This window comes from Sediminibacillus massiliensis, assembly GCF_900156915.1.
GTDB classification, from domain to species: Bacteria; Bacillota; Bacilli; order Bacillales; family Amphibacillaceae; genus Sediminibacillus_A; species Sediminibacillus_A massiliensis.
Genome location: NZ_LT732535.1, coordinates 2,307,440 through 2,328,532, shown reverse-complemented (window position 1 = coordinate 2,328,532; position 21,093 = coordinate 2,307,440). Strand labels below are relative to the sequence as shown.

Annotated in this window: 20 protein-coding genes; 19 read left to right on the top strand and 1 reads right to left on the bottom strand. The window is 44.8% G+C overall.

All coding sequences use genetic code 11. The features are described 5' to 3' along the window. Window positions 1–3 precede the first annotated feature (3 nt). The 15 genes from CZ434_RS12385 to CZ434_RS12310 all read left to right on the top strand — a co-directional run bounded on the left by CZ434_RS12385 (window position 4) and on the right by CZ434_RS12310 (window position 15,022). Window positions 4–1,011, top strand: coding sequence for an ABC transporter ATP-binding protein (locus CZ434_RS12385; RefSeq protein WP_077623433.1), 1,008 nt, complete (start codon window positions 4–6; stop codon window positions 1,009–1,011). A 27-nt stretch (window positions 1,012–1,038) separates the two neighbouring features. Further along, on the top strand, window positions 1,039–2,703 hold the full coding sequence (locus tag CZ434_RS12380) for a peptide ABC transporter substrate-binding protein (RefSeq protein ID WP_077623432.1): 1,665 nt from the start codon (window positions 1,039–1,041) through the stop codon (window positions 2,701–2,703). A gap of 132 nt (window positions 2,704–2,835) precedes the next feature. Then, window positions 2,836–3,756, top strand: a complete 921-nt coding sequence (locus CZ434_RS12375) for a S66 peptidase family protein (protein WP_077623431.1) — start codon at window positions 2,836–2,838, stop codon at window positions 3,754–3,756. A 20-nt stretch (window positions 3,757–3,776) separates the two neighbouring features. After that, the gene (locus tag CZ434_RS12370; RefSeq protein WP_077623430.1) at window positions 3,777–4,880 is read left to right on the top strand and encodes a mandelate racemase/muconate lactonizing enzyme family protein; all 1,104 of its coding nucleotides are present in this window, start codon (window positions 3,777–3,779) and stop codon (window positions 4,878–4,880) included. 12 nt (window positions 4,881–4,892) lie between these two features. Next, on the top strand, window positions 4,893–5,819 hold the full coding sequence (locus CZ434_RS12365) for a C40 family peptidase (protein WP_077623429.1): 927 nt from the start codon (window positions 4,893–4,895) through the stop codon (window positions 5,817–5,819). Then, window positions 5,816–6,823, top strand: coding sequence for an ABC transporter ATP-binding protein (locus tag CZ434_RS12360; RefSeq protein WP_077623428.1), 1,008 nt, complete (start codon window positions 5,816–5,818; stop codon window positions 6,821–6,823). The genes CZ434_RS12365 and CZ434_RS12360 overlap by 4 nt, the downstream gene beginning before the upstream one ends. Before the next feature lie 186 nt (window positions 6,824–7,009). Continuing rightward, the gene (spoIID, locus tag CZ434_RS12355) at window positions 7,010–8,059 is read left to right on the top strand and encodes a stage II sporulation protein D (protein WP_077623427.1); all 1,050 of its coding nucleotides are present in this window, start codon (window positions 7,010–7,012) and stop codon (window positions 8,057–8,059) included. Window positions 8,060–8,223: 164 nt separating this feature from the next. Continuing rightward, a complete protein-coding gene (gene spoIIQ, locus CZ434_RS12350) occupies window positions 8,224–9,156 on the top strand; it encodes a stage II sporulation protein SpoIIQ (RefSeq protein ID WP_077623426.1) in 933 nt (310 codons plus the stop codon). Between the two features lie 193 nt (window positions 9,157–9,349). Continuing rightward, window positions 9,350–10,393 (top strand): AimR family lysis-lysogeny pheromone receptor, encoded by a 1,044-nt coding sequence (locus tag CZ434_RS12345; protein ID WP_077623425.1) that lies wholly within the window; start codon window positions 9,350–9,352, stop codon window positions 10,391–10,393. 247 nt (window positions 10,394–10,640) lie between these two features. Next, window positions 10,641–10,931, top strand: coding sequence for a hypothetical protein (locus tag CZ434_RS12335; RefSeq protein WP_143262130.1), 291 nt, complete (start codon window positions 10,641–10,643; stop codon window positions 10,929–10,931). 401 nt (window positions 10,932–11,332) lie between these two features. Next, a complete protein-coding gene (gene spoIIID / locus CZ434_RS12330; protein WP_077623422.1) occupies window positions 11,333–11,620 on the top strand; it encodes a sporulation transcriptional regulator SpoIIID in 288 nt (95 codons plus the stop codon). A 246-nt stretch (window positions 11,621–11,866) separates the two neighbouring features. After that, the gene (gene mreB, locus CZ434_RS12325; protein WP_077623421.1) at window positions 11,867–12,868 is read left to right on the top strand and encodes a rod shape-determining protein; all 1,002 of its coding nucleotides are present in this window, start codon (window positions 11,867–11,869) and stop codon (window positions 12,866–12,868) included. A gap of 87 nt (window positions 12,869–12,955) precedes the next feature. Continuing rightward, window positions 12,956–13,780: a flagellar hook-basal body protein gene (locus CZ434_RS12320; RefSeq protein ID WP_077623420.1), complete on the top strand. Its 825-nt coding sequence runs from the start codon at window positions 12,956–12,958 to the stop codon at window positions 13,778–13,780. A 12-nt stretch (window positions 13,781–13,792) separates the two neighbouring features. Then, on the top strand, window positions 13,793–14,614 hold the full coding sequence (locus tag CZ434_RS12315; protein ID WP_077623419.1) for a flagellar hook-basal body protein: 822 nt from the start codon (window positions 13,793–13,795) through the stop codon (window positions 14,612–14,614). A gap of 66 nt (window positions 14,615–14,680) precedes the next feature. After that, on the top strand, window positions 14,681–15,022 hold the full coding sequence (locus CZ434_RS12310) for a DNA-directed RNA polymerase subunit beta (RefSeq protein ID WP_077623418.1): 342 nt from the start codon (window positions 14,681–14,683) through the stop codon (window positions 15,020–15,022). Between the two features lie 51 nt (window positions 15,023–15,073). On the opposite strand, the gene CZ434_RS21820 is transcribed toward CZ434_RS12310, so the two are convergent. Further along, complete coding sequence (locus CZ434_RS21820) at window positions 15,074–15,220, bottom strand: lmo0937 family membrane protein (RefSeq protein ID WP_179107260.1); 147 nt, start codon at window positions 15,218–15,220, stop codon at window positions 15,074–15,076. A 140-nt stretch (window positions 15,221–15,360) separates the two neighbouring features. Between CZ434_RS21820 and fabZ the strand changes: the two genes are divergently transcribed. From fabZ to CZ434_RS12290, 4 genes are all read left to right on the top strand, one after another. Next, window positions 15,361–15,783 (top strand): 3-hydroxyacyl-ACP dehydratase FabZ, encoded by a 423-nt coding sequence (gene fabZ / locus CZ434_RS12305; protein ID WP_077623417.1) that lies wholly within the window; start codon window positions 15,361–15,363, stop codon window positions 15,781–15,783. Window positions 15,784–16,337: 554 nt separating this feature from the next. Then, window positions 16,338–16,706 (top strand): hypothetical protein, encoded by a 369-nt coding sequence (locus tag CZ434_RS12300; protein WP_077623416.1) that lies wholly within the window; start codon window positions 16,338–16,340, stop codon window positions 16,704–16,706. A 287-nt stretch (window positions 16,707–16,993) separates the two neighbouring features. Continuing rightward, the gene (locus CZ434_RS12295; protein WP_077623415.1) at window positions 16,994–17,860 is read left to right on the top strand and encodes an efflux RND transporter periplasmic adaptor subunit; all 867 of its coding nucleotides are present in this window, start codon (window positions 16,994–16,996) and stop codon (window positions 17,858–17,860) included. Window positions 17,861–17,863: 3 nt separating this feature from the next. Further along, entirely contained in the window at window positions 17,864–20,953 is a 3,090-nt protein-coding gene (locus tag CZ434_RS12290) for an efflux RND transporter permease subunit (protein ID WP_077623414.1), read from the top strand. Window positions 20,954–21,093: the final 140 nt, after the last annotated feature.

Here is a 21,093-nt window from a genome sequence, read left to right as displayed (position 1 = left end):
ACGATGGAAAAAATACTCGAAGTGAAAGATTTACATGTGACATTCAAGACCTATGGAGGAGAAGTGCAGGCGGTAAGAGGAGTCGACTTTCATCTGATGAAAGGAGAAACACTGGCCATTGTAGGTGAATCAGGGTGCGGTAAAAGCGTGACCTCCAACAGTATTATGCGCCTGATACCTTCCCCGCCTGGAAAGATAGCAAACGGATCAATCCTTTATAAAGGGAAGGACCTCGTCAAAGTCTCGGATAAAGATATGCGGAAGATCCGGGGTGTGGATATTTCAATGATCTTCCAGGATCCGATGACCGCTCTCAATCCGACGTTGACAATAGGGGATCAACTTACAGAAGGACTGAAGCAGCACAAAAATGTATCTGGCAGCGAAGCGAAGCAACAAGCACTGGATATGATGAAGCTTGTCGGCATCCCTAACCCGGAAGAAAGGCTGAAGCAATACCCCCATCAATTCAGTGGAGGCATGCGGCAGCGGATCGTCATTGCGATGGCACTCATATGCGAACCGGATTTGTTGATTGCCGACGAACCGACTACTGCCTTGGATGTAACCATCCAGGCACAGATATTGGAATTGTTCGGCAAAATCCAAAAGCGTACTGGTGTATCCATCATCCTGATTACTCATGATTTAGGAGTGGTGGCAAAAATAGCAGACAGGATAGCGGTGATGTATGCCGGGAAAATCATTGAAAGCGGCACGAAAAAAGAGATTTTTTATCAAGCGAAACATCCATATACACAAGGTTTGTTAAATTCGGTACCGAGACTCGATTTGGAAGAGGACGACTTGATTCCGATCGACGGCACACCACCAGATTTATTCTCACCTCCGGCGGGATGTCCGTTTACGGCGCGATGCCCATATGCCATGGAGGTGTGTGATAAAGTATATCCTTTCCATTCCAAGCTGAGCGGAACCCACCATGTGGACTGTTGGCTGCAGGATGAAAGGGCCAAACTCGCTGCTGCTTTTTCAGGAGCGGGAAAATAACACAAATAATGAAGGGGGAATTGCAACATGAAGAAATGGCTGTCATTTTTGATGGTGATTATGGCCGTGTTTGTGCTGGCAGCATGTACTGCTAACGAAAGTGCAGGCAATGAAGAGGATGAAACACAACAAGAAGCAGAAGGTTCTAGTGATGAAGGTGCAAGCGATGGTGAGGAATCTGGTGGAGATAACGTCCTAAGGCTCAACAATGGAGTCGAACCGACTTCATTTGACCCGCCTATGGGGTTTGATGCTGCTTCCTGGCAGGCGTTGAACAACTTGATGGAAGGTTTGACTCGTCTTGGCCAGAACGACCAGCCTGAAGCTGCCACAGCAGAAGAGTGGGATATCTCGGAAGATGGAAAAGAATATACGTTTACAATTAGAGACGAAGCAAAATGGTCCAACGGCGATGACGTAACAGCCGAAGACTTCGTATATGCATGGACCCGTTTATTAGACCCTGAAACAGGCTCGCCAGCTGCATTTTTAGGTTACTTCATTGAAGGCGGCGAAGCATTCAACTCAGGTGATGGCAGTGCAGACGACTTAGGATTGGAAGCTGTAGATGAAAAAACGTTCAAGGTTACACTTGCCGCTCCGACAGGATTTTTCCTGAACATCATTTCCAACCCGGCGTTTTTCCCGGTTAACAAAGCAGTAGCCGAGGAGAATCCGGAATGGTTTGCAGAAGCGGATTCATTTGTCGGCAATGGTCCATTCGCACTTGAAGAGTGGAATCATGACAGTGACTTTACAATGGTGAAAAACGATCAATATTGGGATGCTGAAACAGTTAAGTTAGAGGAAGTCCACTGGGCAATGGTTAACGATACCAATACAGAATACCAAATGTTTGAAAGTGGGGAACTCGACGTCTCTGAAATTCCTGCTGATTTAGCAGAGGATTTGCTGGACAGCGATCAGACGCAAGTAGTACCACAGGCAGGAACACAATTCTTCCGTTTTAATGTAAACGAAGAGCCGTTCCAAAACAAAAAAATCCGCCAGGCCTTGGCCTTGGCAGTGAACCAGCAGGAGATTGTCGATTATGTAACCAAAATGGGTGAAGAGCCTGCCCATGGATTTGTCTCCTACGGATTTGAAGATCCATCCGGCAATGACTTCCGAGATGCCAATGGCAACCTGGTCGAATATGATCCGGAACAAGCCAAGCAATTACTGGAAGAAGGCATGGAGGAAGAAGGATATGATGAACTTCCTGCAATCACGCTTTCCTATAACACAAGTGAAGACAACAAGAAAATAGCTGAAACGTTACAGCAAAGATTCCAGCAGGATTTAGGAATTGAAATCACACTTGAAAATGCAGAATGGAACGTATTCTTGCAAGATCAAAAAGATTTGAAACACCAGTTGTCACGGAGTTCATTCCTCGCTGACTACGGTGATCCAATCAACTTCCTTGAAAGTTTCATTACGGATTCTTCCATGAACCGTACTGGCTGGTCCAACGCAGAATACGATGACTTGATTGCACAAGCAAAGAATGAAGCAGATGAAGAGGCAAGATGGGAGCTTATGTATGAAGCAGAAAAGCTTCTATTGGAAGAAATGCCGATCTTCCCGGTCCACTTCTACAACCAAGTACACTTATATGATGACAGTGTGTCGAACATTGTCCGTCATCCTGTCGGTTACTTGGAACTGAAATGGGCGGAAAAGAACTAAACGAACAAGTTGAATAAAGGTTCATGGTCTGGCTCTGTGCCGCTTTCTTCCGTTGGGAGGAGGGCGGTTTTGAGCCATTTCTTTTACATAATCCATAAGTAGAACTTCAGCAACAGGAAAGAAGGTGGCAGCTTGATATTGCCTGCTCGTTTGAAAAAAGGGGATAAAGTCGGCGTCATCGCACCGGCCAGTCCGCCTAAAAAAGAAAAATTGGAAAAAGGAATACCCTTTTTGGAGTCATTGGGACTGCAAGTAAAGCTTGGCAGAAATATTGACAGTAAACATGGTTACCTGGCTGGAACAGATGAACAGCGTCTCGAAGATTTGCATGATATGTTTCAGGACCCGCAAATTTCCGGGATCATTTGTGCGTGTGGGGGATACGGGACAGGTCGGATCGCTGAAGATATCGATTATCAACTCATTGCCGCTAATCCAAAGATTTTCTGGGGATACAGCGATATTACTTTTTTGCATACGGCCATTAGGCAGCGCACTGGCCTCGTCACTTTTCACGGCCCCATGGTGAGTTCAGATATAGGTCTGGATGATTTTGAAGATTTGTCAGCCGAAATGTTCCATCAATTGTTTTCTCCTGGAAAGGTGGAGTACTCTGAGAAGATTTCTCCGCTGACGGTACTGTCAGAAGGACAGGCAGAAGGCCGACTCACAGGCGGGAACCTTTCCTTAATTACAAGCACACTCGGTACGCCTTTTGAAATAGATACAAAAGACAAATTGCTTCTGTTAGAGGATATCGATGAACCTCCATACAGGATCGACGGCATGCTTAATCAGCTCAAACAGTCCGGGAAATTGGAGGATGCGGCCGGCATAGTAGTCGGCGACTTCAACAATGCCAAGCCTAAAGAAGACAAACCGTCATTATCTCTTGAGGAAGTCTTTGAAGATTATTTAGCCGGACTGGATAAACCAGTGATAAGCGGATTTAAAATCGGTCATTGCCAGCCGCATCTTTCCGTCCCGCTAGGCACAGAAGCCCGATTGTCAACCAAAGACAAAGTATTGCACATACAACCGGGGGTCAAATAAATAGAGCGGGGGAATTTTTGATGAGAATAGACACAATTGAAACATCCAGGGTTGCCGTCCCCTTGGAAAAGCCTTTTAAGACGGCACTGCGGACAGTGACTGTAGCCGAATCCGTCTTTGTGAAAGTCACTTGTGACGATGGAACAATCGGGTGGGGGGAAGCACCGCCGACCCACGTGATTACTGGTGACAGTCTCGCCAGCATTGAGAATGTCATCAATTATATTCTAAAACCAGTTTTAATTGGAAAATCGCTGCATGGAAAAGAAGAAATCTTTCATTTATTGGACAGTTTAATAGTTGGCAATTCCAGTGCGAAAGCTGCAATCGATATGGCATTGCATGATTGTTTTGCGCAAATGTGCGGGCTGCCGCTGTACCAGCTGCTCGGCGGATACCGGAATACATTGGAGACAGACTTCACAGTAAGTGTCAACACGCCTGATGAAATGGCTGGGGACGCCCGTCGGTATGTGAAAGATGGGTTTACTGCTTTAAAGGTCAAAGTGGGAAAAGACGATATAAAAACCGATGTAAGAAGAATCATGGCGATCAGAAACGCTGTCGGTCCGGGTATCCTTATCAGACTCGATGCGAACCAAGGATGGAAACCGAAGGACGCTGTCCGGGCGATCCGGGAGATGGAGGACAAAGGGCTTGATATCGAGTTGATCGAACAGCCTGTGAAAGCCCATGATATCGCCGGCCTGAAATATGTCACAGATAACGTTGTCACTCCGATTATGGCAGATGAAAGTGTATTTTCTCCTATCGATGCGAGAAAGGTTTTGGAGACCCACAGTGCTGACTTAATCAACATCAAGTTGATGAAAAGCGGCGGTATTTATCACGCGCTCACCATTTCAAAACTTGCGGAAAGCTACGGGGTCAATTGCATGATCGGCAGCATGATTGAAACAAAGCTGGGTATCACAGCCGCAGCCCACTTAGCGGCCAGCCAGAAAAATATAACCCGTTTCGACTTCGATGCACCGTTAATGCTGGCAAAGGATGTCTTGGACGGCGGTATTATTTATCAATCCAATAAGATTTATCTGCCGGAGGGAACAGGATTGGGTATAAACTCCGTTTTGATTAATGACAACGAAACAGTAACAGGATGAGGGGGCATATAGATGAAACCAGACAACAAGAGAAAGCTTGTAAACGTATCTGTGGCTACACTATGGACGGCACCGGACTCGCCGAGGGAACTCGATGAACCTGGAATAGGAAATCCGGTTGACATCAATAAATGGCTGGACCAGTTGACCTATGAACCAAGACTCGCCCTTTGTGACGACAACCTTGTCCAATCACAGCTTCTTTTTGGCGAGGAAGTGATTGTATTGGAGGAAAAGGATGGCTGGTCGCATGTCATCGTTCCGTCACAGCCATCCAAAAAGGATGAACGAGGGTATCCTGGTTGGATTCCGACCGTACAGCTGCAGGATTCAGAAGTTAAACAAACGTTTGATCAAACGGCGGTAGTTACCAGTCCGGCAACAACTTTATTAGATGAAAATAAACAGCCTTTGTTTAAGGTGAGTTATTTAACCGAGCTGCCTGTCATCCGTGAAGAGAAGGAATATATACAGGTGAAGCTGCCCGTTGGTTCAGGATATCTGGCAAAATCAGCTGTTACGTTGAAACAAGACATACCAAAAGGGGCCGGAACAGATATCATTCGGGCAGGGGAGGCCTTTCTCGATTTGCCTTACTTCTGGGGCGGGATGAGTTCATTCGGTTATGATTGTTCAGGATTCAGCTATAACATGCATAAAGCGAACGGGTATCAAATACCCCGGGATGCGACCGACCAGGCTGCCATGGGGGGAAAAGAGATACCGCTGGATAGGCTTGAACCAGGTGATTTATTATTTTTCGCGTACGAAGAAGGAAAAGGGAAGCTTCACCATGTCGGTATCTATTATGGAGAGGGAAAAATGATCCATTCGCCCACAACGGGAAAACATGTGGAAATAACTCCACTGGCAGGTACTGTTTATGAAAAAGAACTGTGCGGAGCCAGGCGATATTGGACAACGGAGGGACAATCATGACAAACGAAAAAATTCTGAAAGTCAATCACTTGAAGAAATATTTTGAAGTAGGCAAGAATGAGACGTTAAAAGCAGTCGACAATGTCAGCTTCGAGATTTTCAAAGGCGAAACATTCGGGCTTGTCGGGGAATCGGGCTGCGGTAAATCAACCATTGGCAGAACCATCATGGGATTGTATAACCGGACAGGCGGTGAAGTGATTTTTGATGGGGACAATGTCCACGAATTGACCGATAAAGATAAATTTGCGTTCCACCGAAGTATGCAGATGATTTTCCAAGATCCATACGCTTCTTTGAATCCCCGTTCCACTGTAAAAGAAGTCATAGCAGAGCCGATGGAAATCCACGGGATTTACAAAGATAAAAAGGAACGGTTGGAACGTGTCTACGAGCTATTGGAAGAAGTGGGACTAAGCCGTGACCATGCCAACCGCTACCCGCATGAATTCAGCGGCGGACAGCGCCAGAGGATTGGAATCGCCCGGGCTTTGGCGTTGGATCCTGCATTCATTGTCGCAGATGAACCAATTTCGGCATTAGATGTTTCCGTGCAAGCACAGGTGGTCAATCTTTTGAGGAAGCTCCAAAAAGAAAAAGGGCTGACCTATTTGTTCATTGCTCATGATTTATCGATGGTGAAACATATTTCAGACAGAATAGGTGTCATGTATTTGGGCAACATGGTCGAGCTTACAGAAAGCAACCAGTTGTACAAAAAACCATTGCATCCATACACACAGGCATTGCTCTCCGCCATTCCGATTCCAGATCCGGACCTGGAAGAAAAGCGGGAGAGAATGATCCTCGAAGGTGAGCTGCCCAGCCCGATCAATCCGCCGACAGGCTGTGTATTCCGTACCCGCTGTCCTTTTGCGATGAAGGCATGTGCATCCGTTACGCCAAAGTGGCAGGAAGTAGAAGATAACCACTTCGTTGCCTGCCATTTGTACAACGATGAAATCAAAGATAAGACACCGGTAAAAGAATTAGCCTATCAGTAAAAGGAAAGCTGTCCAAGTTTGGGCGGCTTTTTTCTTTATTCGTTTCCCGTCCAAATATACCTCGACACTCCACTTAAGGTTTCCCCCAGCATGGTCAGCATCCTATTTTTTTGGATTCAAAGGTTCTATTGTTTCCGTTTACTGTATAGGTTTATATAGTAGAAATGCTAGAGAGGGAGGCCGCCCATGAAGAAATGGAAACAACAAAAAACCCATAATTGGAAAAAGCCAAGTCTCATCGTGTTTGCGAGTCTGTTTTCCATCATTTTACTTCTTCCGACGCTGATTGTCGTACCCTTTATCCAAGCGGGCGGGGTAGAAAAAGAATCAATCAGTTCAGAACAGACAAAAAAGGTTGCGCTTAAGGAAGAAGACTCATCGTTTTCTGTCAAGGTGTTTCGGACGAATACAGAAAAAGTAGAAACTGTTCCGCTAGAGGACTATGTAAAAAGCGTTGTGGCCTCAGAAATGCCGGTGGAATTCGAGTTGGAAGCATTGAAAGCACAAGCATTGGCCGCCAGGACCTACATCGTCAATTACCTGACACTGGATGAAGGCGGGGTGGAAGGAGGAGCGGATGTCACCGATACCGTTCAACACCAAGTTTACAAGAACGAGAAAGAACTCCGGGCACAATGGGGTGCAGATTATTCCGATAATATGAGCAAGATTACGAAAGCGGTAGCTGCCACCAAGGGGGAAATCGTCACCTATCAGGACAAACCGATCACACCTGCCTTTTTTTCGACAAGTAATGGTTATACAGAGGATTCGGAGAATTACTGGCCTAATGAACTGCCGTATCTCAGAAGTGTTGCAAGCCCATGGGACAAAAGCTCGCCCAAATATCTGGACCAGCAGATTTTCACCGTGGCGGAAGTAGAACAGGCGCTTGGTATCCAGCTTGATCCCTCTGCACCTGTAGTTGCTGAAATGAAGCGGACTGAAAGCAAACGCGTTGCAGAAATTTCTCTGGGCGGCAAGAAGTTCTCCGGCAGGGAGATCAGGGAAAAACTTGACCTCCGTTCGAGTGACTTCGAGTTGGAACAGAAAAATGACCACCTCATTTTTACAACAAAAGGTTTTGGCCATGGAATCGGCATGAGTCAGTATGGTGCCAACGGAATGGCAAAGGAGGGGAAAACGTATAAAGAGATACTCCAATATTATTATCAAGGTGCAGCTATAAATGGAATCGACCAGACTGCTCCTCAACTGGCTTCAAACAATCAATAAACAGAGGTTCTCTAAACGGAGGGCCTTTTTCTTTTTGTTCGATTGCTTTGTTTTCCTATTTGTGAATAAAATAAATCCTTTGTCGAAAAATAAATAGAAAAAAATATTTTTATGATGTATATAACTCTCTCTTTCTGCTCAGAATGGTAGCTGAGGTGATGATCATGAGAGAGGAAAACAACGTTTCAAAAAGTTGGAAACGTATCTTTCGCAAAAAATGGTTTTTTCCAGCGCTTTATCTGACAATTGCAGCATTGCTTTTGACAGGTGTACTTTGGTATCAAAATTTAGATAACCAAGTTCCTGAAGCAACGGAAAACCAAGATGTTGAGAACCAGGATATTTCCGGAGACAATCTGGGAATGGACGAAGAAGCACAACCCGTCTTAGAACAACAGGAAGTAGTCAAGATGCCTGTACAGGAAGAAGATCAGGCAGAAATCGTAACCAAGTTTTACGATTACAGCGCAGACAGTGAAGATCAAGAAAAAGCACTTGTTCTATACAACAATAAGTACTACCAAAGCACTGGTGTTGATATTGCATCTTCCGACGGGGAAAGTTTTGAAGTAACGGCATCACTTAGTGGTACTGTAACAGAAGTAAAAGAAGATCCGCTTTTAGGTAATGTCGTTAAAGTGGCTCATGCAAATGAAGTTTCTACTTACTATGCAAGCCTTGAAGAAGTACTGGTAGAAGCAGGAGCGAAAATCCAACAAGGCGATGCAATTGGAACTGCTGGCAAGAATCTATTCGGCCAGGCAAGTGGTACACACGTACATTTCGAACTTCGCCAAGGTGACAAACCAGTCAACCCTGAGAAATTCTTCAACCAAACAGTGACAAAGATAGAGGAAACTGCGACTGAAGAAGACGAAGCAACTACTTCTGATGAGGAAACACCTGAAGAAGAAGCTACAACCGAAGAAGATGCAGTGACTGAAGAGCAAGCTCCACAAGAAGACACCGTGGAAGACGGCACTGGTTCTGAACAAGAACAACCAGAAGAAGATGGAACTGAAGTAGAAGATGGCGAAGAAACAGATGAGGACTCATCTGCCGGAAAAGAATCTTCTGCAGCAATGGCTAACGCATAATAATAGCACAAAGCTTTGGGATACTCCCGGAGCTTTTTTTTTTGGCTTGAATTGATAGAATTTTAGGAAAATTTGTCGAACGATTGTTTGCCCGTAACGGTTGTAAATCAGGTTGTATATGGGATAATTAAGAGAAAATGACTATGTACATAATGCCTTGATAGAATAAATGACAGAGAAAGGGAGAATGGTCATGGTAGGAAATTACTTGTCTTATCAGAGTGCTACTGCGGTGGAAGAAAATCCAATGCAAGGAAAATACATCTCCTTAGAACAATATATGAATTTTGTGAGCGGTTACGGCGAGAAAGCATCTATCAATTTAACCAGGCAATTCTGTTTTTCATCTCTTTCCGACAATGTACAAAGAGTGGGGATGGAATTCCTTTATTTACATGGTTATTATAGTGATTTGAAAAAGTTGATTGTCAGAAACAAGCAAAGCGTGAACCCCATCAACAGAAAATGGGGAGAAGTTTATCAGCTTTTCATGGACAGAAAAGAGAATATAAGACCAGCAAACGAGATACTGAAAGAAATAGACATGATTAAGACAAATTTGCCTGACTTAACCTGTCTTATCAGATTCCTCAAAATATATCTTCATTTTGATTTGATGCAGTTTGAAAGGTTTGGCTTTTACCTTGACAAACAGTCCGAGTTGATCGGCGAGATAGAGGATTCCCTGCTTTCTTCCTTCTTTCAGTTGAGATACGATGAAGCCCATTTCATGTATTACTGGAGAAGGAACCAGGTAATACTTGCCAGGAAATACGCATTTAAAGCGCTGAACACCCGTCTCTGCCACGAACGGAAGGCAAATATTCACGTCAATTTGGGGCTATCTTATCTCTTCGAAAATTACTTCAGCTGCATCCATCACTTGGAAGAGGCTAAAAAGATTGGTGTGCAATATGACTTGAAACACATTGTTCATGCAGTGGAACAACATAACCTCCCATTTGTATCCGCCCACTTTGGATATGTACAGGGCGTGACAACTAACGATCCCAGTGAACAAGCACATTTATCGATCGCTGAAGGAAATATGGACAAGGCAAGAGAAATCCTTAACAACCTATCATTGGAATCCCCTTTTAGAAAATACTATAAAGGACTTGCCTGTGAAGACCGGGCCCTGTTGCTTCGTTCCTACAATGAGTTTATTATTCAAAGAAGTGATTACTTTTTTTCAAGACTCCCATTAAAAGCACTGAAAGAAAAGTTTGATCTGTAGACTTATAAGAATTTGGAGGAGGCTATATTGAAAAGAATTCTTCTTATATTTTTACTATCTATCTCATTCACATGGAATCTTGACTGCCAAAATACTGGGGAACCTCTCCCAAAGGTTGAAACTGCGGTTCAGTGTGAAAGTGATACCTGTGAGTCAGGAGAAGATGGTCTTCAGGATTATGATCCCGATTACGGCGAAATCGGCTGATAATCTGTCTTTCGCTTGTTTGCTTTAGGAAAAGTGGTATTTGTGTTATAGTTGCCTTGTACAGGAAAGGGGCTACCACTCTATTAAATTTCTACAAGAATTAATGGCAGACGGAATGGAAGACGTTAAGTTCATCTTTTCAAGCAGCCATCAAGTTGATCTAAACTTAAATCGGTTTGAGAGTAGCGAGGAATTGATTAATTTCCTGCAATTGGCCAATCTGGAGCAAATCAGGTATTATCCGCTTGAAAGAAGGCCATATATTGAATTGAAATACACCATGGTTGAAAAATTGCAAAAAATTTATCTTCAAAGAAATAAATGCATGTAAAAAGCACTCTTCGGAGTGCTTTTTTATTTGGGCCAAAATAAAATAAAGAGAGTTCTGCAATCTTTTTCGCCAGTGTGGATTATGGAGCCCCCGTGCAGTTCTACCTAGCAAAAAGAGATTGTCCCACTTCAGCAGACTCTCTTACTGACTGAAATGTATCCGCCTGTATTATCCTCGAATTGTCAAAATTATTCATATTCAACAGAATGTATTAATAAAATGTTACAAACCTAGCATTCAAGCAGGGTCTGAGGTGAGCGAGTGTGGGGCTTTTCATCCAGTCATCGAAGATACTTACAGAGCTGCTCTATTCTTTTATACATATTCACCCAACCATCGATTATTGGCACCTTTGTCTCATTTCACCCATTGGACTTTTCAACTTCAGGGAGGCGAGTGGTGTGCATGATTACATCAAAGAGAGAACTATCAGGATTGGAAAGTATATTGTGGAAACAAGAAAAACTGTCCGTGTGATAGCCAAGGAGTTTGGCGTATCTAAAAGCACGGTTCATAAGGATTTAACCGAAAGACTGCCGGAATTAAACCCGGACCTGGCCATCGAAGTGAAGTCGATTTTAGACCATCATAAGGCAATCCGCCATTTACGTGGTGGGGAAGCAACAAAGCTGAAGTACAGACTAAATACTGCAACGGAAGCGGAATCACCTGTCAAACCGGTAAGCTAATATCCTGATCCTCCTTTTTTGCCTGCTAAGCGTGAGCCGGATTTCCTATCTCAGGGAAATTTGACTTCTTTCAACATCAAACTGCTACCCTTTTAACGCTAATTCCTGCCATAAACATGAAAATTGGAAAATTTTTTTAGGATTCCATCACTAAATAAGTCGATTTGTGATAAAATATATGATTAGTAGCATTGTGTTCATGGACGGATACGACGCACCAACTAAAGGCAGGGAGGATCAATACTCATGTTTTCTAGGGATATTGGAATAGACCTTGGAACAGCGAATGTTTTAATTCATGTAAAAGGTAAAGGAATTGTACTTAATGAGCCATCGGTAGTAGCAATGGATCGTACTACTAGTAAAGTTTTGGAAGTGGGCGATGCTGCTCGCCGTATGGTTGGACGTACTCCCGGCAACATTGAAGCCATTCGGCCGCTGAAGGATGGCGTGATTGCCGATTTTGATGTAACTGAAGCAATGCTTAGGCATTTTATAAATAAAATTAATGTCCGTGGATTTCTGTCCAAACCTCGTATGCTGATCTGCTGCCCGACCAATATCACGAAAGTGGAACAAAAAGCGATCAAAGAAGCAGCCGAGAAATCCGGCGGGAAGAAAGTATACTTAGAAGAAGAACCGAAAGTCGCGGCTATTGGCGCCGGAATGGATATTTTCCAGCCGAGCGGAAACATGGTGGTTGACATCGGTGGCGGTACGACCGATGTAGCTGTGCTTTCAATGGGTGATATTGTAACAGCCCAGTCCATTAAAATGGCCGGTGATAAATTTGATTACGAAATACTTAACTATGTGAAAAAGAAATATAAATTGTTGATCGGAGAACGTACAGCAGAGGATATCAAAGTCAACGTCGCTACCGTTTTCCAAGGATCCCGCAATGAAAGCATCGATATCCGCGGCCGTGATATGGTATCTGGTCTTCCGAGAACGATTACAGTCGGTTCCGAGGAAATTGAAGAAGCATTGAGGGAGTCTGTGTATGTGATTGTCCAGGCCGCAAAAGCTGTGTTGGAAACAACTCCTCCAGAATTATCTGCAGACATAATTGACCGCGGTGTCATTTTGACTGGTGGTGGGGCAATGCTTCATGGTTTGGATCAGTTGCTTGCAGAAGAACTGAAGGTACCTGTTTTCCTTGCAGATGAGCCGATGCATTGTGTGGCAAAAGGAACAGGCATCATGTTGGAGAATATCGATAAAATAGAAAAAAGACGGATTGTTTAATATTACGCCCTGACGGCGAAATTTGTCATTACAGCCCGCTCACTATCGGTAAGCGGTTCTCGTGCTTTATTTAAAGGGGGCTTTATTTTGTTAAGAGGTTTTTATACGGCAGCATCTGGAATGCTCGCGCAGCAAAGGCGCCAGGAAACACTGTCCAATAATATCGCTAATGCCCAGACACCCGGATACAAACAAGACCAGGGCACGGTGAAGGCGTTCCCCGAGTTGTTGATTCAACGGATGGAATCAGCAGATGTGCCTGTCAAACACCGGGTGAATTTCCCCGTCCAGCAGACGATTGGATCGATTAACACCGGAGTGTACATCCAGGAAGCTGTTCCGGACTTCAGCCAGGGAGACTTGCGGGAAACAGGCGTTGGCACAGACATGGCTTTGGTCAACGGAAATATGCCGGATGAAGATGGGAGTATCTTTTTTACCGTGCAAAATCAAGCTGGTGAACAGCGGTACACAAGAAACGGCAATTTTACAGTAGACGGCGATGGAATGCTTGTAACAAATCAAGGTTTTTATGTACTGGATCAAGCAGGAAACCCGATTTCGACTGATGGGTTGGAATTCGCGGTTACGGAAGATGGCACATTACAGATGGAAGGCGGGGACATACCGCTCGGAATTGCCTATTCAGCAGATGCCAATCAGTTGGCGAAAGAGGGACAAGGCCTTTACCAGTTAAATGAAAATGCAGATGAGTTGGCAGATGCCCGTGCGATGGCCGATGTAACTTATTCTGTACAGCAAAACTATTTGGAAGGATCGAATGTCGATTCTCTCCAGGCCATGACCGATATGATGCAGGCTTACCGTATCTTTGAAACAAACCAACAAGTGTTGAAAGCATATGATCAGAGTATGGAGAAAGCTGTCAATAGCATTGGCAGGCTTAGCTAGGGAGGAATCGATTTGAGCCGGATCGGAATACAAGCCGCGGTAACAATGGGACAGCTGCAGAACAAAATGGATTTAATAGGAAACAACCTGGCCAATACAAATACAAATGGATATAAAAGCCGCTCGGCTGATTTTGCTTCCCTTTTGTATCAGCAGATCGACAATTTGTCAGATCCCGCCAACGCGGAAGGAAGGCAGACACCGGACGGAATCCGGATTGGGTCGGGGGCTGCTTTGGGTCATACCAACGCAGACCTATCCGCTGGTTCGATCAAGGAAACCGGCAGGCCCCTGGATGTAGCATTGCTCAATCCAAATCAATACTTCCAGGTCAGTGTTACGGAAAATGGCACAACAGAGAACCGATTCACAAGAGCAGGTTCCTTTTACCTGAATCCGTTGGAAAATGGTGAAATTGCCCTGACTAACCAGGATGGGAATTTCATAATGGGTGAAGATGGGCCACTTACTTTTGCTGAAGGGTTTGAAGACATAACAATCAGGGGTAATGGAATAATAGAAGTAACAAGGAACGGGAATACGCAGCAGGAGGGGCAATTGGCAATAGTGGAGGCCGCCAGGCCGAGACTATTAGAACCTGTCGGAAATAACAGTTTCCGTCTCCCCGATATTGCAATGGCCGGGCAAGAAGGGATTATCCTGGATGCCCCGCTTGATGAAATTGATTTGAAAACAAGTGCACTTGAATCATCCAATGTTAATATGGCCGCACAAATGAGTGATTTGCTTCTCAGTCAGCGGTCCTATCAGTTTAATGCAAAATCTATTTCCATGAATGACCAAATGATGGGATTAATCAATCAACTGCGCTGATGCGGTTGAATATCCGTTTAATTCAAATTTGGGAACAATGAATGAGAGTAAGGAGTCATCATAGCTATGCCAACAACCAATCAATCCAAAGAGCCTAAACAGACACCAACGAAACGTTCAGAGCAAAAGAAACTTCAAAAACAAGAAAAGAAAAATGCCAAGAACTCAACTGACACAAGTGAAGAGAAGGATCAGCGAAAGGCTGCCAAACAGGAAAAGAAGAAGCTGAGGCGCCGGATATTTCCTATTTGGTTAAGGATTATCGTGGTTCTCGTCCTTTGTGCGCTTGCTTTGATTCTGGGATTGATGTTTGGTTACGGCGTACTTGGTGATGGTAATCCTACCGATGCATTAGAGAAGGATACATGGCAGCACATCCTGGAAATTGTCAGAGGGCCTCAGGAATAAGGTTAAAAGGTGAACCGCATCGAAGCGGTTCACCTTTTTTGTACCGTCCGGCTAAGGCCTGCCCCGTCCCCGGATGAATTTCCAGACAAGGACAATGACGGCGACGACTAACAAAATATGAATAAGGCCGCCGACAATATCAAACAGCAGTCCTAATAACCATAATACTAATAAGATCGCTAGTATGGTCCACAACATCATTTTTTCCTCCTTTGTTAGTCTTTTAATACCTCTCTATAAGAAATTCAAAACATGAAGAACCTATAGCATGCTCGACCTTGAATGAAATTATGATTATAATGGATAAGAGTGAAAATCGGAAAAGGAGAGAAATTCCAATGTTGGACATTCAGCAAATCAAAGATATCATCCCACATCGCTATCCTTTTTTGTTGGTGGATGAAGTAACAGAAATCGAAGAAGGGAAACGTGTTGTCGGCAAAAAGAACGTGACCATCAATGAACCATTCTTCCAGGGCCACTTTCCGGATTATCCAGTAATGCCCGGTGTCTTGATCGTGGAAGCTCTTGCACAAGTCGGTGCAGTCGTAATATTGAACAAAGAAGAAAACAAAGGGAAAATCGGTTTTCTTGCCGGTATTGATAAATGCCGTTTCAAACGCCAGGTGAAACCAGGCGATCAGTTGAAATTGGAAGTGGAAATCATCAAGTTAAAAGGACCGATTGGCAAAGGGAAAGCGGTAGCTTCTGTTGACGGCGAAACAGCTTGCGAAGCGGAAATCATGTTTGCCATAAAATAAGAGAAGCTGCGCCCCGGTGCCGGCGGCTGTGACCAGGACGATGCCGGTCGGGGAAATTAACACAGACTTTCGGGCGATTATCCGAAGTATTGGAACGTAAACTGGTCCAATAGGGGAAATAACTGCTCTAATTGGAATGATTCCAGCCTACTAGGGGAGATTTCACCAGCTTTGGGGAAATGGCGGCATTTCCTGCAATACCTAAATTAATTCCAAACCGAACGCATGGAGTAATCCATGCGTTTTCGTTTTCTACAGCGAGTACATACCGCTCCATTATCATCAGAACGATGAGAGGAAGTGTCTTTCACAGTTCGCAATTCCCCCTACCTATAACTTCTTGCAAATAAAACCAAAAAACATGCATATTTTGTGAAATTTAGCAGATATTTAAGGGGAACCGTTCAAAAGACAATATTGTGCGGGATTCCCATTTTTTATGGAGAAGATATCAGTTGCAGCAAAGTGTTGTAATAAAATTCATTTCCGGGATATTTTTTCCGGAAAAATGGGAAAAATAGCTGTTGAAATGACAACAAAAGGAGGTTTGCAACATGAACAAAAAATGGTTGTATAAACTTGGAGCATCTATGCTTGCTTTATCTTTGATGGCTGCTTGTGGAAATGACGATGAGCAGAATCCGCCACCGGAAGAAGAAGAAGCGCCAGAAGCACCAATGCAGGAAAATGGCGATGACGGTACAGGTGATAATGGTGGGGTAGAAGACCAAGGAGAAAACGGTCCAAACAATGAAAATGGCAAAGAAGATGGCATGGAAAACGATGACGGCGGCATGGGTGAAGATGAAGATGGCGCCATCACCGACGAAGACAATGGTGCGACCACTGATGAAAACAACGATAACACAAATGAAGATACAATGACTGGCGACGATGAAAATAAAGAAGACGAAAACCAGTAAACTTCAAAACATAACATCGAATTCCTGCATCCTTACGGGTGCAGGAATTTTTTTGTTTCTAGCAGGCTGAAAAAGTCAAAAAATGGACACAATTCTAAAGTGTAAAATAAGCGCTGGATGTACTTGAAAATGACGTCTCATGGCCGGGCTGATGGAGGATTGGCAATTGTAATCAGCCTGTTAAAAATGGTATAGTATGTAAAGTGGTACCGAGTGGTCATTCGTGTGAACCAACCGGTCATAAAACGTGAAAAAAAGAAAATGCAGATAGAGAGAGGAGTTTTTCAATGAAAAAAGTATGGGTGCCATTCTTGGCAGCCTCCATGCTGCTGGCTGCCTGCAGTCAAGATAATGAGGAAAGCCAGCAGGAAGAGGATACAGTCACTCCCGTTGAAGCGGAAGAGGTTTCCGAGGGTGATATGACGATAGAGAAAGAGTTTTACGGAAGGGCCATGCCGGAAACTTCCTATCCAGTCATCCCTCCAACCGCAGGAGAAGTAGAGTCTCTTGAAGTGGCCAATGGCGACGAAGTGGAAGAAGGGGAAACATTGGCAACCATTCTTTCAGCTGAAGGGATGGGTTCTATCGAAGTAGAAGCCGCCGGTGACGGAGAGGTTAATACGTTGAATGCCCAGGAAGGTGGAATGGTTTCCGGTTCGGAGCCGATGGCGACCATTGTCGATTTGGACAGTCTCAAAGTAGAATTGACAATCACTACAGAAGACAGGAATTTGTTTGAAGATAAGGAGACAGCGGCAGTCTCTTTTTCCACCCTTGAAGAAGAAGTGGAAGCCGACATAGACTATGTTTCCTCTGTACCCAACGATACAGGCTTATATCCGGTCGAACTATCTTTTGACAATAGTGATTACGATATTAAACCGGGAATGACAGCAGTGGTCAATTTGCCGGAAGATGTTGTCAGCGGGACGCTGCTCGTGCCGACTTCAGCGGTAGTTGAAGAAGCCGATGAAACGTATGTTTATCTTATCCAGGATAATCAGGCTGTCAAAACCCCGGTTACAATAGTAAATACTCAATCAGACCTCACAGCAGTGGAAGGGGAACTTTCTGAGGGTGATTCTGTAGTCGTAAAAGGACAACTTACTCTTTCTGACGGCGGAGAAGTCAGCATCATGAAGGAGGAGCAGTAATTCATGAAGCTAGTAAATACATCCGTCCGTCGTCCGGTTGGTGTAGTGATGATCGTCCTGGCCATCCTGGCGCTCGGAATTGTTTCACTACGTAATTTAGCAATAGATTTATTTCCCGAAATTGATTTACCGATTGCTGTAGTGGCAACCAACTATCAGGATGCTGCTCCACAAGAGGTGGAAAAACAAGTAAGCCAGCCATTGGAAGCATCCTTAAGTTCGATCGAAGGGGTGGAGACTATCCAGTCCCAATCACAATCGGGTTCTTCCTTGGTTATCATGATGTTTTCCACCGGGACAGATTTAGATAATGCTTTACTGGAAGTGCGGGAAAATGTCGACCAGGTAAAAGGAATGTTGCCTGATAGTGCAGGCGAACCATCCGTTCTCCGCTTCAATCCGAACCAGATGCCTGTCATGTGGCTTGGTCTCACAGGAGAGGATACGACCGAGCTCCAGAATGTGGCGGAAGATCAATTAGTACCTTACTTTGAACGACAAGGTGGTGTCGCTTCGGTCACGGTCGAAGGCGGGAAAACGAGGGAAATTCAGCTGGAACTCGACCGGGCAAGAATGACCCAGTATGGCGTCAGCTCCCAGGACATCACCCAGGCACTCGGCGGCGCTAATCAGTCCGGCTCAGCCGGTACAGTCCAAAAGGGCGACCAGGATCTGCAAGTCCGGGTCAACGGAGACTTTGAATCAATCGAAGATATTGAAGAAACAATCATCCAGACCCAGGCTGGCGCGCGTGTTCATATCGAAGATGTCACAGAAGTGAAGGATACTTTCGAAGAAGCGAATGGGACGACAATGGTAAATGGGGAATCAGCGGTAGTATTGTCAATTATGAAGAAGACAGATGGCAATACAGTCGAAGTGTCAGACAACGTATTAACTGCGATGGACGACTTCCAATCCGAATTGCCTGAGGGTGTCGAGATGGATGTTGTCATCGATACTTCTGAATTCATCAAGTCATCGATCAGCTCAGTTGTCCAAAATATGATAATCGGAGCTGTTTTTGCGACAGCAATCCTGTTGTTGTTCCTGAAAAGTATCAGGGCGACAATTGTCATTGGCTTATCGATTCCGATTGCCGTCATTTCCACGTTCACGCTGCTTTATTTTACAGGCGAAACGCTGAACGTTCTTACAATGGGCGGACTAGCCCTCGGCATCGGGATGATGGTCGACAGTTCGATTGTCATACTAGAGAATATTGTGTCCTACAGGCAGAGAGGGTACAGTATGGTGGAAGCTGCTAAACAAGGTGCCTCCGAGCTTGCACCTGCCGTTATTGCTTCGACGACAACTACATTGGTCGTATTCTTGCCGATCGTGTTTGTTGAAGGAATAGCTTCAAGCCTGTTTACACCATTTGCATTGACGGTCGCTTTTGCATTGATTGCTTCCCTGGTAGTATCGATCACATTGATTCCGATGCTGTCATCGAAGCTTTTGACCAAAGCGATGAAAGACAATGGACGCCGTTACTGGTTTGACCGTTTTCTGGATAAAGTCAACAATGGCTATAAAGGAGTCTTGCGCAAGGTATTGAAATTCCGTAAGACAACGATATTTGCGACCTTCCTGGCCATTGTCGGAAGTCTTGCCTTGATACCATTCATCGGTGCAGAATTCATGCCTGAATCGGACCAGGGGCAAATTGAAATATCTCTGGAAACACCGACAGGTACTTCTGCAGATGTTACAAGGGAAGTTGCCGGTCAAGTCAATGACAGACTTTCAGAATATGAAGACCTTATCGAAACAAGTTATCTGAGTATCGGCGGTTCTTCGATGATGGGGCCGTCCGGAGGCGGTGGTAATACAGGAACGTACACCATCCAGCTCATTTCTGCCGAAGACAGGGATATATCAACAGATCAAGTGATGCAGGACTTAAGCGAAGATATGGAAGATATTGTCGGGGCCGACATCTCTGTCAACACTATGGGTTCGGGCGGTATGAGTACCGGGTCACCGATCCAAGTGCAGTTGAACGGTCCGGAGCATGAGGTGCTTCGTGAACTAGCCGATCAAGTTGTTTACACTATTTCCAATGTGGACGGCGTTCATAATCCGACCTCTTCCATCTCGGAAACGCAGCCGGAAATGAACATCACAGTGGACAGGGAAGCGGCCGCACAGCATGGGCTGACCTACCAGCAAGTGATGAGTCAGATCCAGATGGGCTTTACCGGCCAAGTCGTCATGAATTACCGGGAAGACGGGGATGACATGAATGTCCGGATGACGTTCCCGGAAGAGGAGCGCACAACCATTGCCGATCTGGAAAACATGTCTATCCAGGCGCCATCAGGCTCAATGATTCCATTGACAAGTATAGCCGACTTTGAACAGATTCAAGGACCGGCAACATTGTCCAGGGAAAATCAACAGCCACAGGTTAATGTGTCGAGTGACATTGTGAATCGGGATCTGGCAAGCGTCAGTGCCGATGTGGAAGCCGAATTGGAGAAAATGAATTTTCCTGATGAATATTCTTACTCCATCGGCGGAGAAGTTCAGGATATGGCAGAAGCATTTACGGATCTCGCCATTGCACTGGTTTTCTCGATATTCCTTGTTTATGCGGTTATGGCCGTTCAATTCGAGAACTTCCTGACACCACTTGTCATCATGTTCTCGCTTCCGGCTACCGTAGTCGGGATTTTGCTCGGGTTGTTTGTGACCGGAAAGCCGCTGAGTATTACCGCGTTTATCGGAATCATCATGCTGGCCGGGATAGTGGTTAACAATGCGATCGTGCTCGTGGATTATATCAACATCCTGCGAGGGCGGGGCATGGATCGTACGGAAGCAATACTCGAAGCCGGCGTCAGCAGAATGCGCCCGATTTTGATGACCACCTTGACGACGATTCTGGGAATGGTTCCGCTCGCTCTGGGACTTGGAGAAGGTGCCGAAACCCAGCAGCCGCTGGCCATTACCATCATTTTCGGTCTTGGTATCTCAAGTTTGTTTACGTTGCTGCTCATTCCGGTAGTATATACGTATTTCGATGGATTATCGGCAAGAGTTGTCCGGTTGTTCAGACGAGATAAGAAACGGGAAAGCGAAGCTTAATGACAAAAGAGCATCATGCCATCATGATGCTCTTTTGTTCTGTTATTGTTCCTATCGCTGGCACGTTGACATAATAGGAAGTTTGGAATAGGTATATTTAGGGGAATTTTTACTATACATCCTCTTATTTTAAAGAATAT

Excerpts from the sequence above, each read along its gene's own strand:
- CZ434_RS12345 (WP_077623425.1), top strand. The coding sequence starts at position 9,350 with ATGGTAGGAAATTACTTGTCTTATCAGAGTGCTACTGCGGTGGAAGAA.
- mreB (WP_077623421.1), top strand. The coding sequence starts at position 11,867 with ATGTTTTCTAGGGATATTGGAATAGACCTTGGAACAGCGAATGTTTTA.
- CZ434_RS12370 (WP_077623430.1), top strand. The coding sequence starts at position 3,777 with ATGAGAATAGACACAATTGAAACATCCAGGGTTGCCGTCCCCTTGGAA.
- fabZ (WP_077623417.1), top strand. The coding sequence starts at position 15,361 with ATGTTGGACATTCAGCAAATCAAAGATATCATCCCACATCGCTATCCT.
- CZ434_RS12300 (WP_077623416.1), top strand. The coding sequence starts at position 16,338 with ATGAACAAAAAATGGTTGTATAAACTTGGAGCATCTATGCTTGCTTTA.
- CZ434_RS12295 (WP_077623415.1), top strand. The coding sequence starts at position 16,994 with ATGAAAAAAGTATGGGTGCCATTCTTGGCAGCCTCCATGCTGCTGGCT.
- CZ434_RS12360 (WP_077623428.1), top strand. The coding sequence starts at position 5,816 with ATGACAAACGAAAAAATTCTGAAAGTCAATCACTTGAAGAAATATTTT.
- CZ434_RS12310 (WP_077623418.1), top strand. The coding sequence starts at position 14,681 with ATGCCAACAACCAATCAATCCAAAGAGCCTAAACAGACACCAACGAAA.
- CZ434_RS12380 (WP_077623432.1), top strand. The coding sequence starts at position 1,039 with ATGAAGAAATGGCTGTCATTTTTGATGGTGATTATGGCCGTGTTTGTG.
- CZ434_RS12290 (WP_077623414.1), top strand. The coding sequence starts at position 17,864 with ATGAAGCTAGTAAATACATCCGTCCGTCGTCCGGTTGGTGTAGTGATG.
- CZ434_RS12385 (WP_077623433.1), top strand. The coding sequence starts at position 4 with ATGGAAAAAATACTCGAAGTGAAAGATTTACATGTGACATTCAAGACC.
- CZ434_RS21820 (WP_179107260.1), bottom strand. The coding sequence starts at position 15,220 with ATGTTGTGGACCATACTAGCGATCTTATTAGTATTATGGTTATTAGGA.
- spoIID (WP_077623427.1), top strand. The coding sequence starts at position 7,010 with ATGAAGAAATGGAAACAACAAAAAACCCATAATTGGAAAAAGCCAAGT.
- spoIIQ (WP_077623426.1), top strand. The coding sequence starts at position 8,224 with ATGAGAGAGGAAAACAACGTTTCAAAAAGTTGGAAACGTATCTTTCGC.
- CZ434_RS12365 (WP_077623429.1), top strand. The coding sequence starts at position 4,893 with ATGAAACCAGACAACAAGAGAAAGCTTGTAAACGTATCTGTGGCTACA.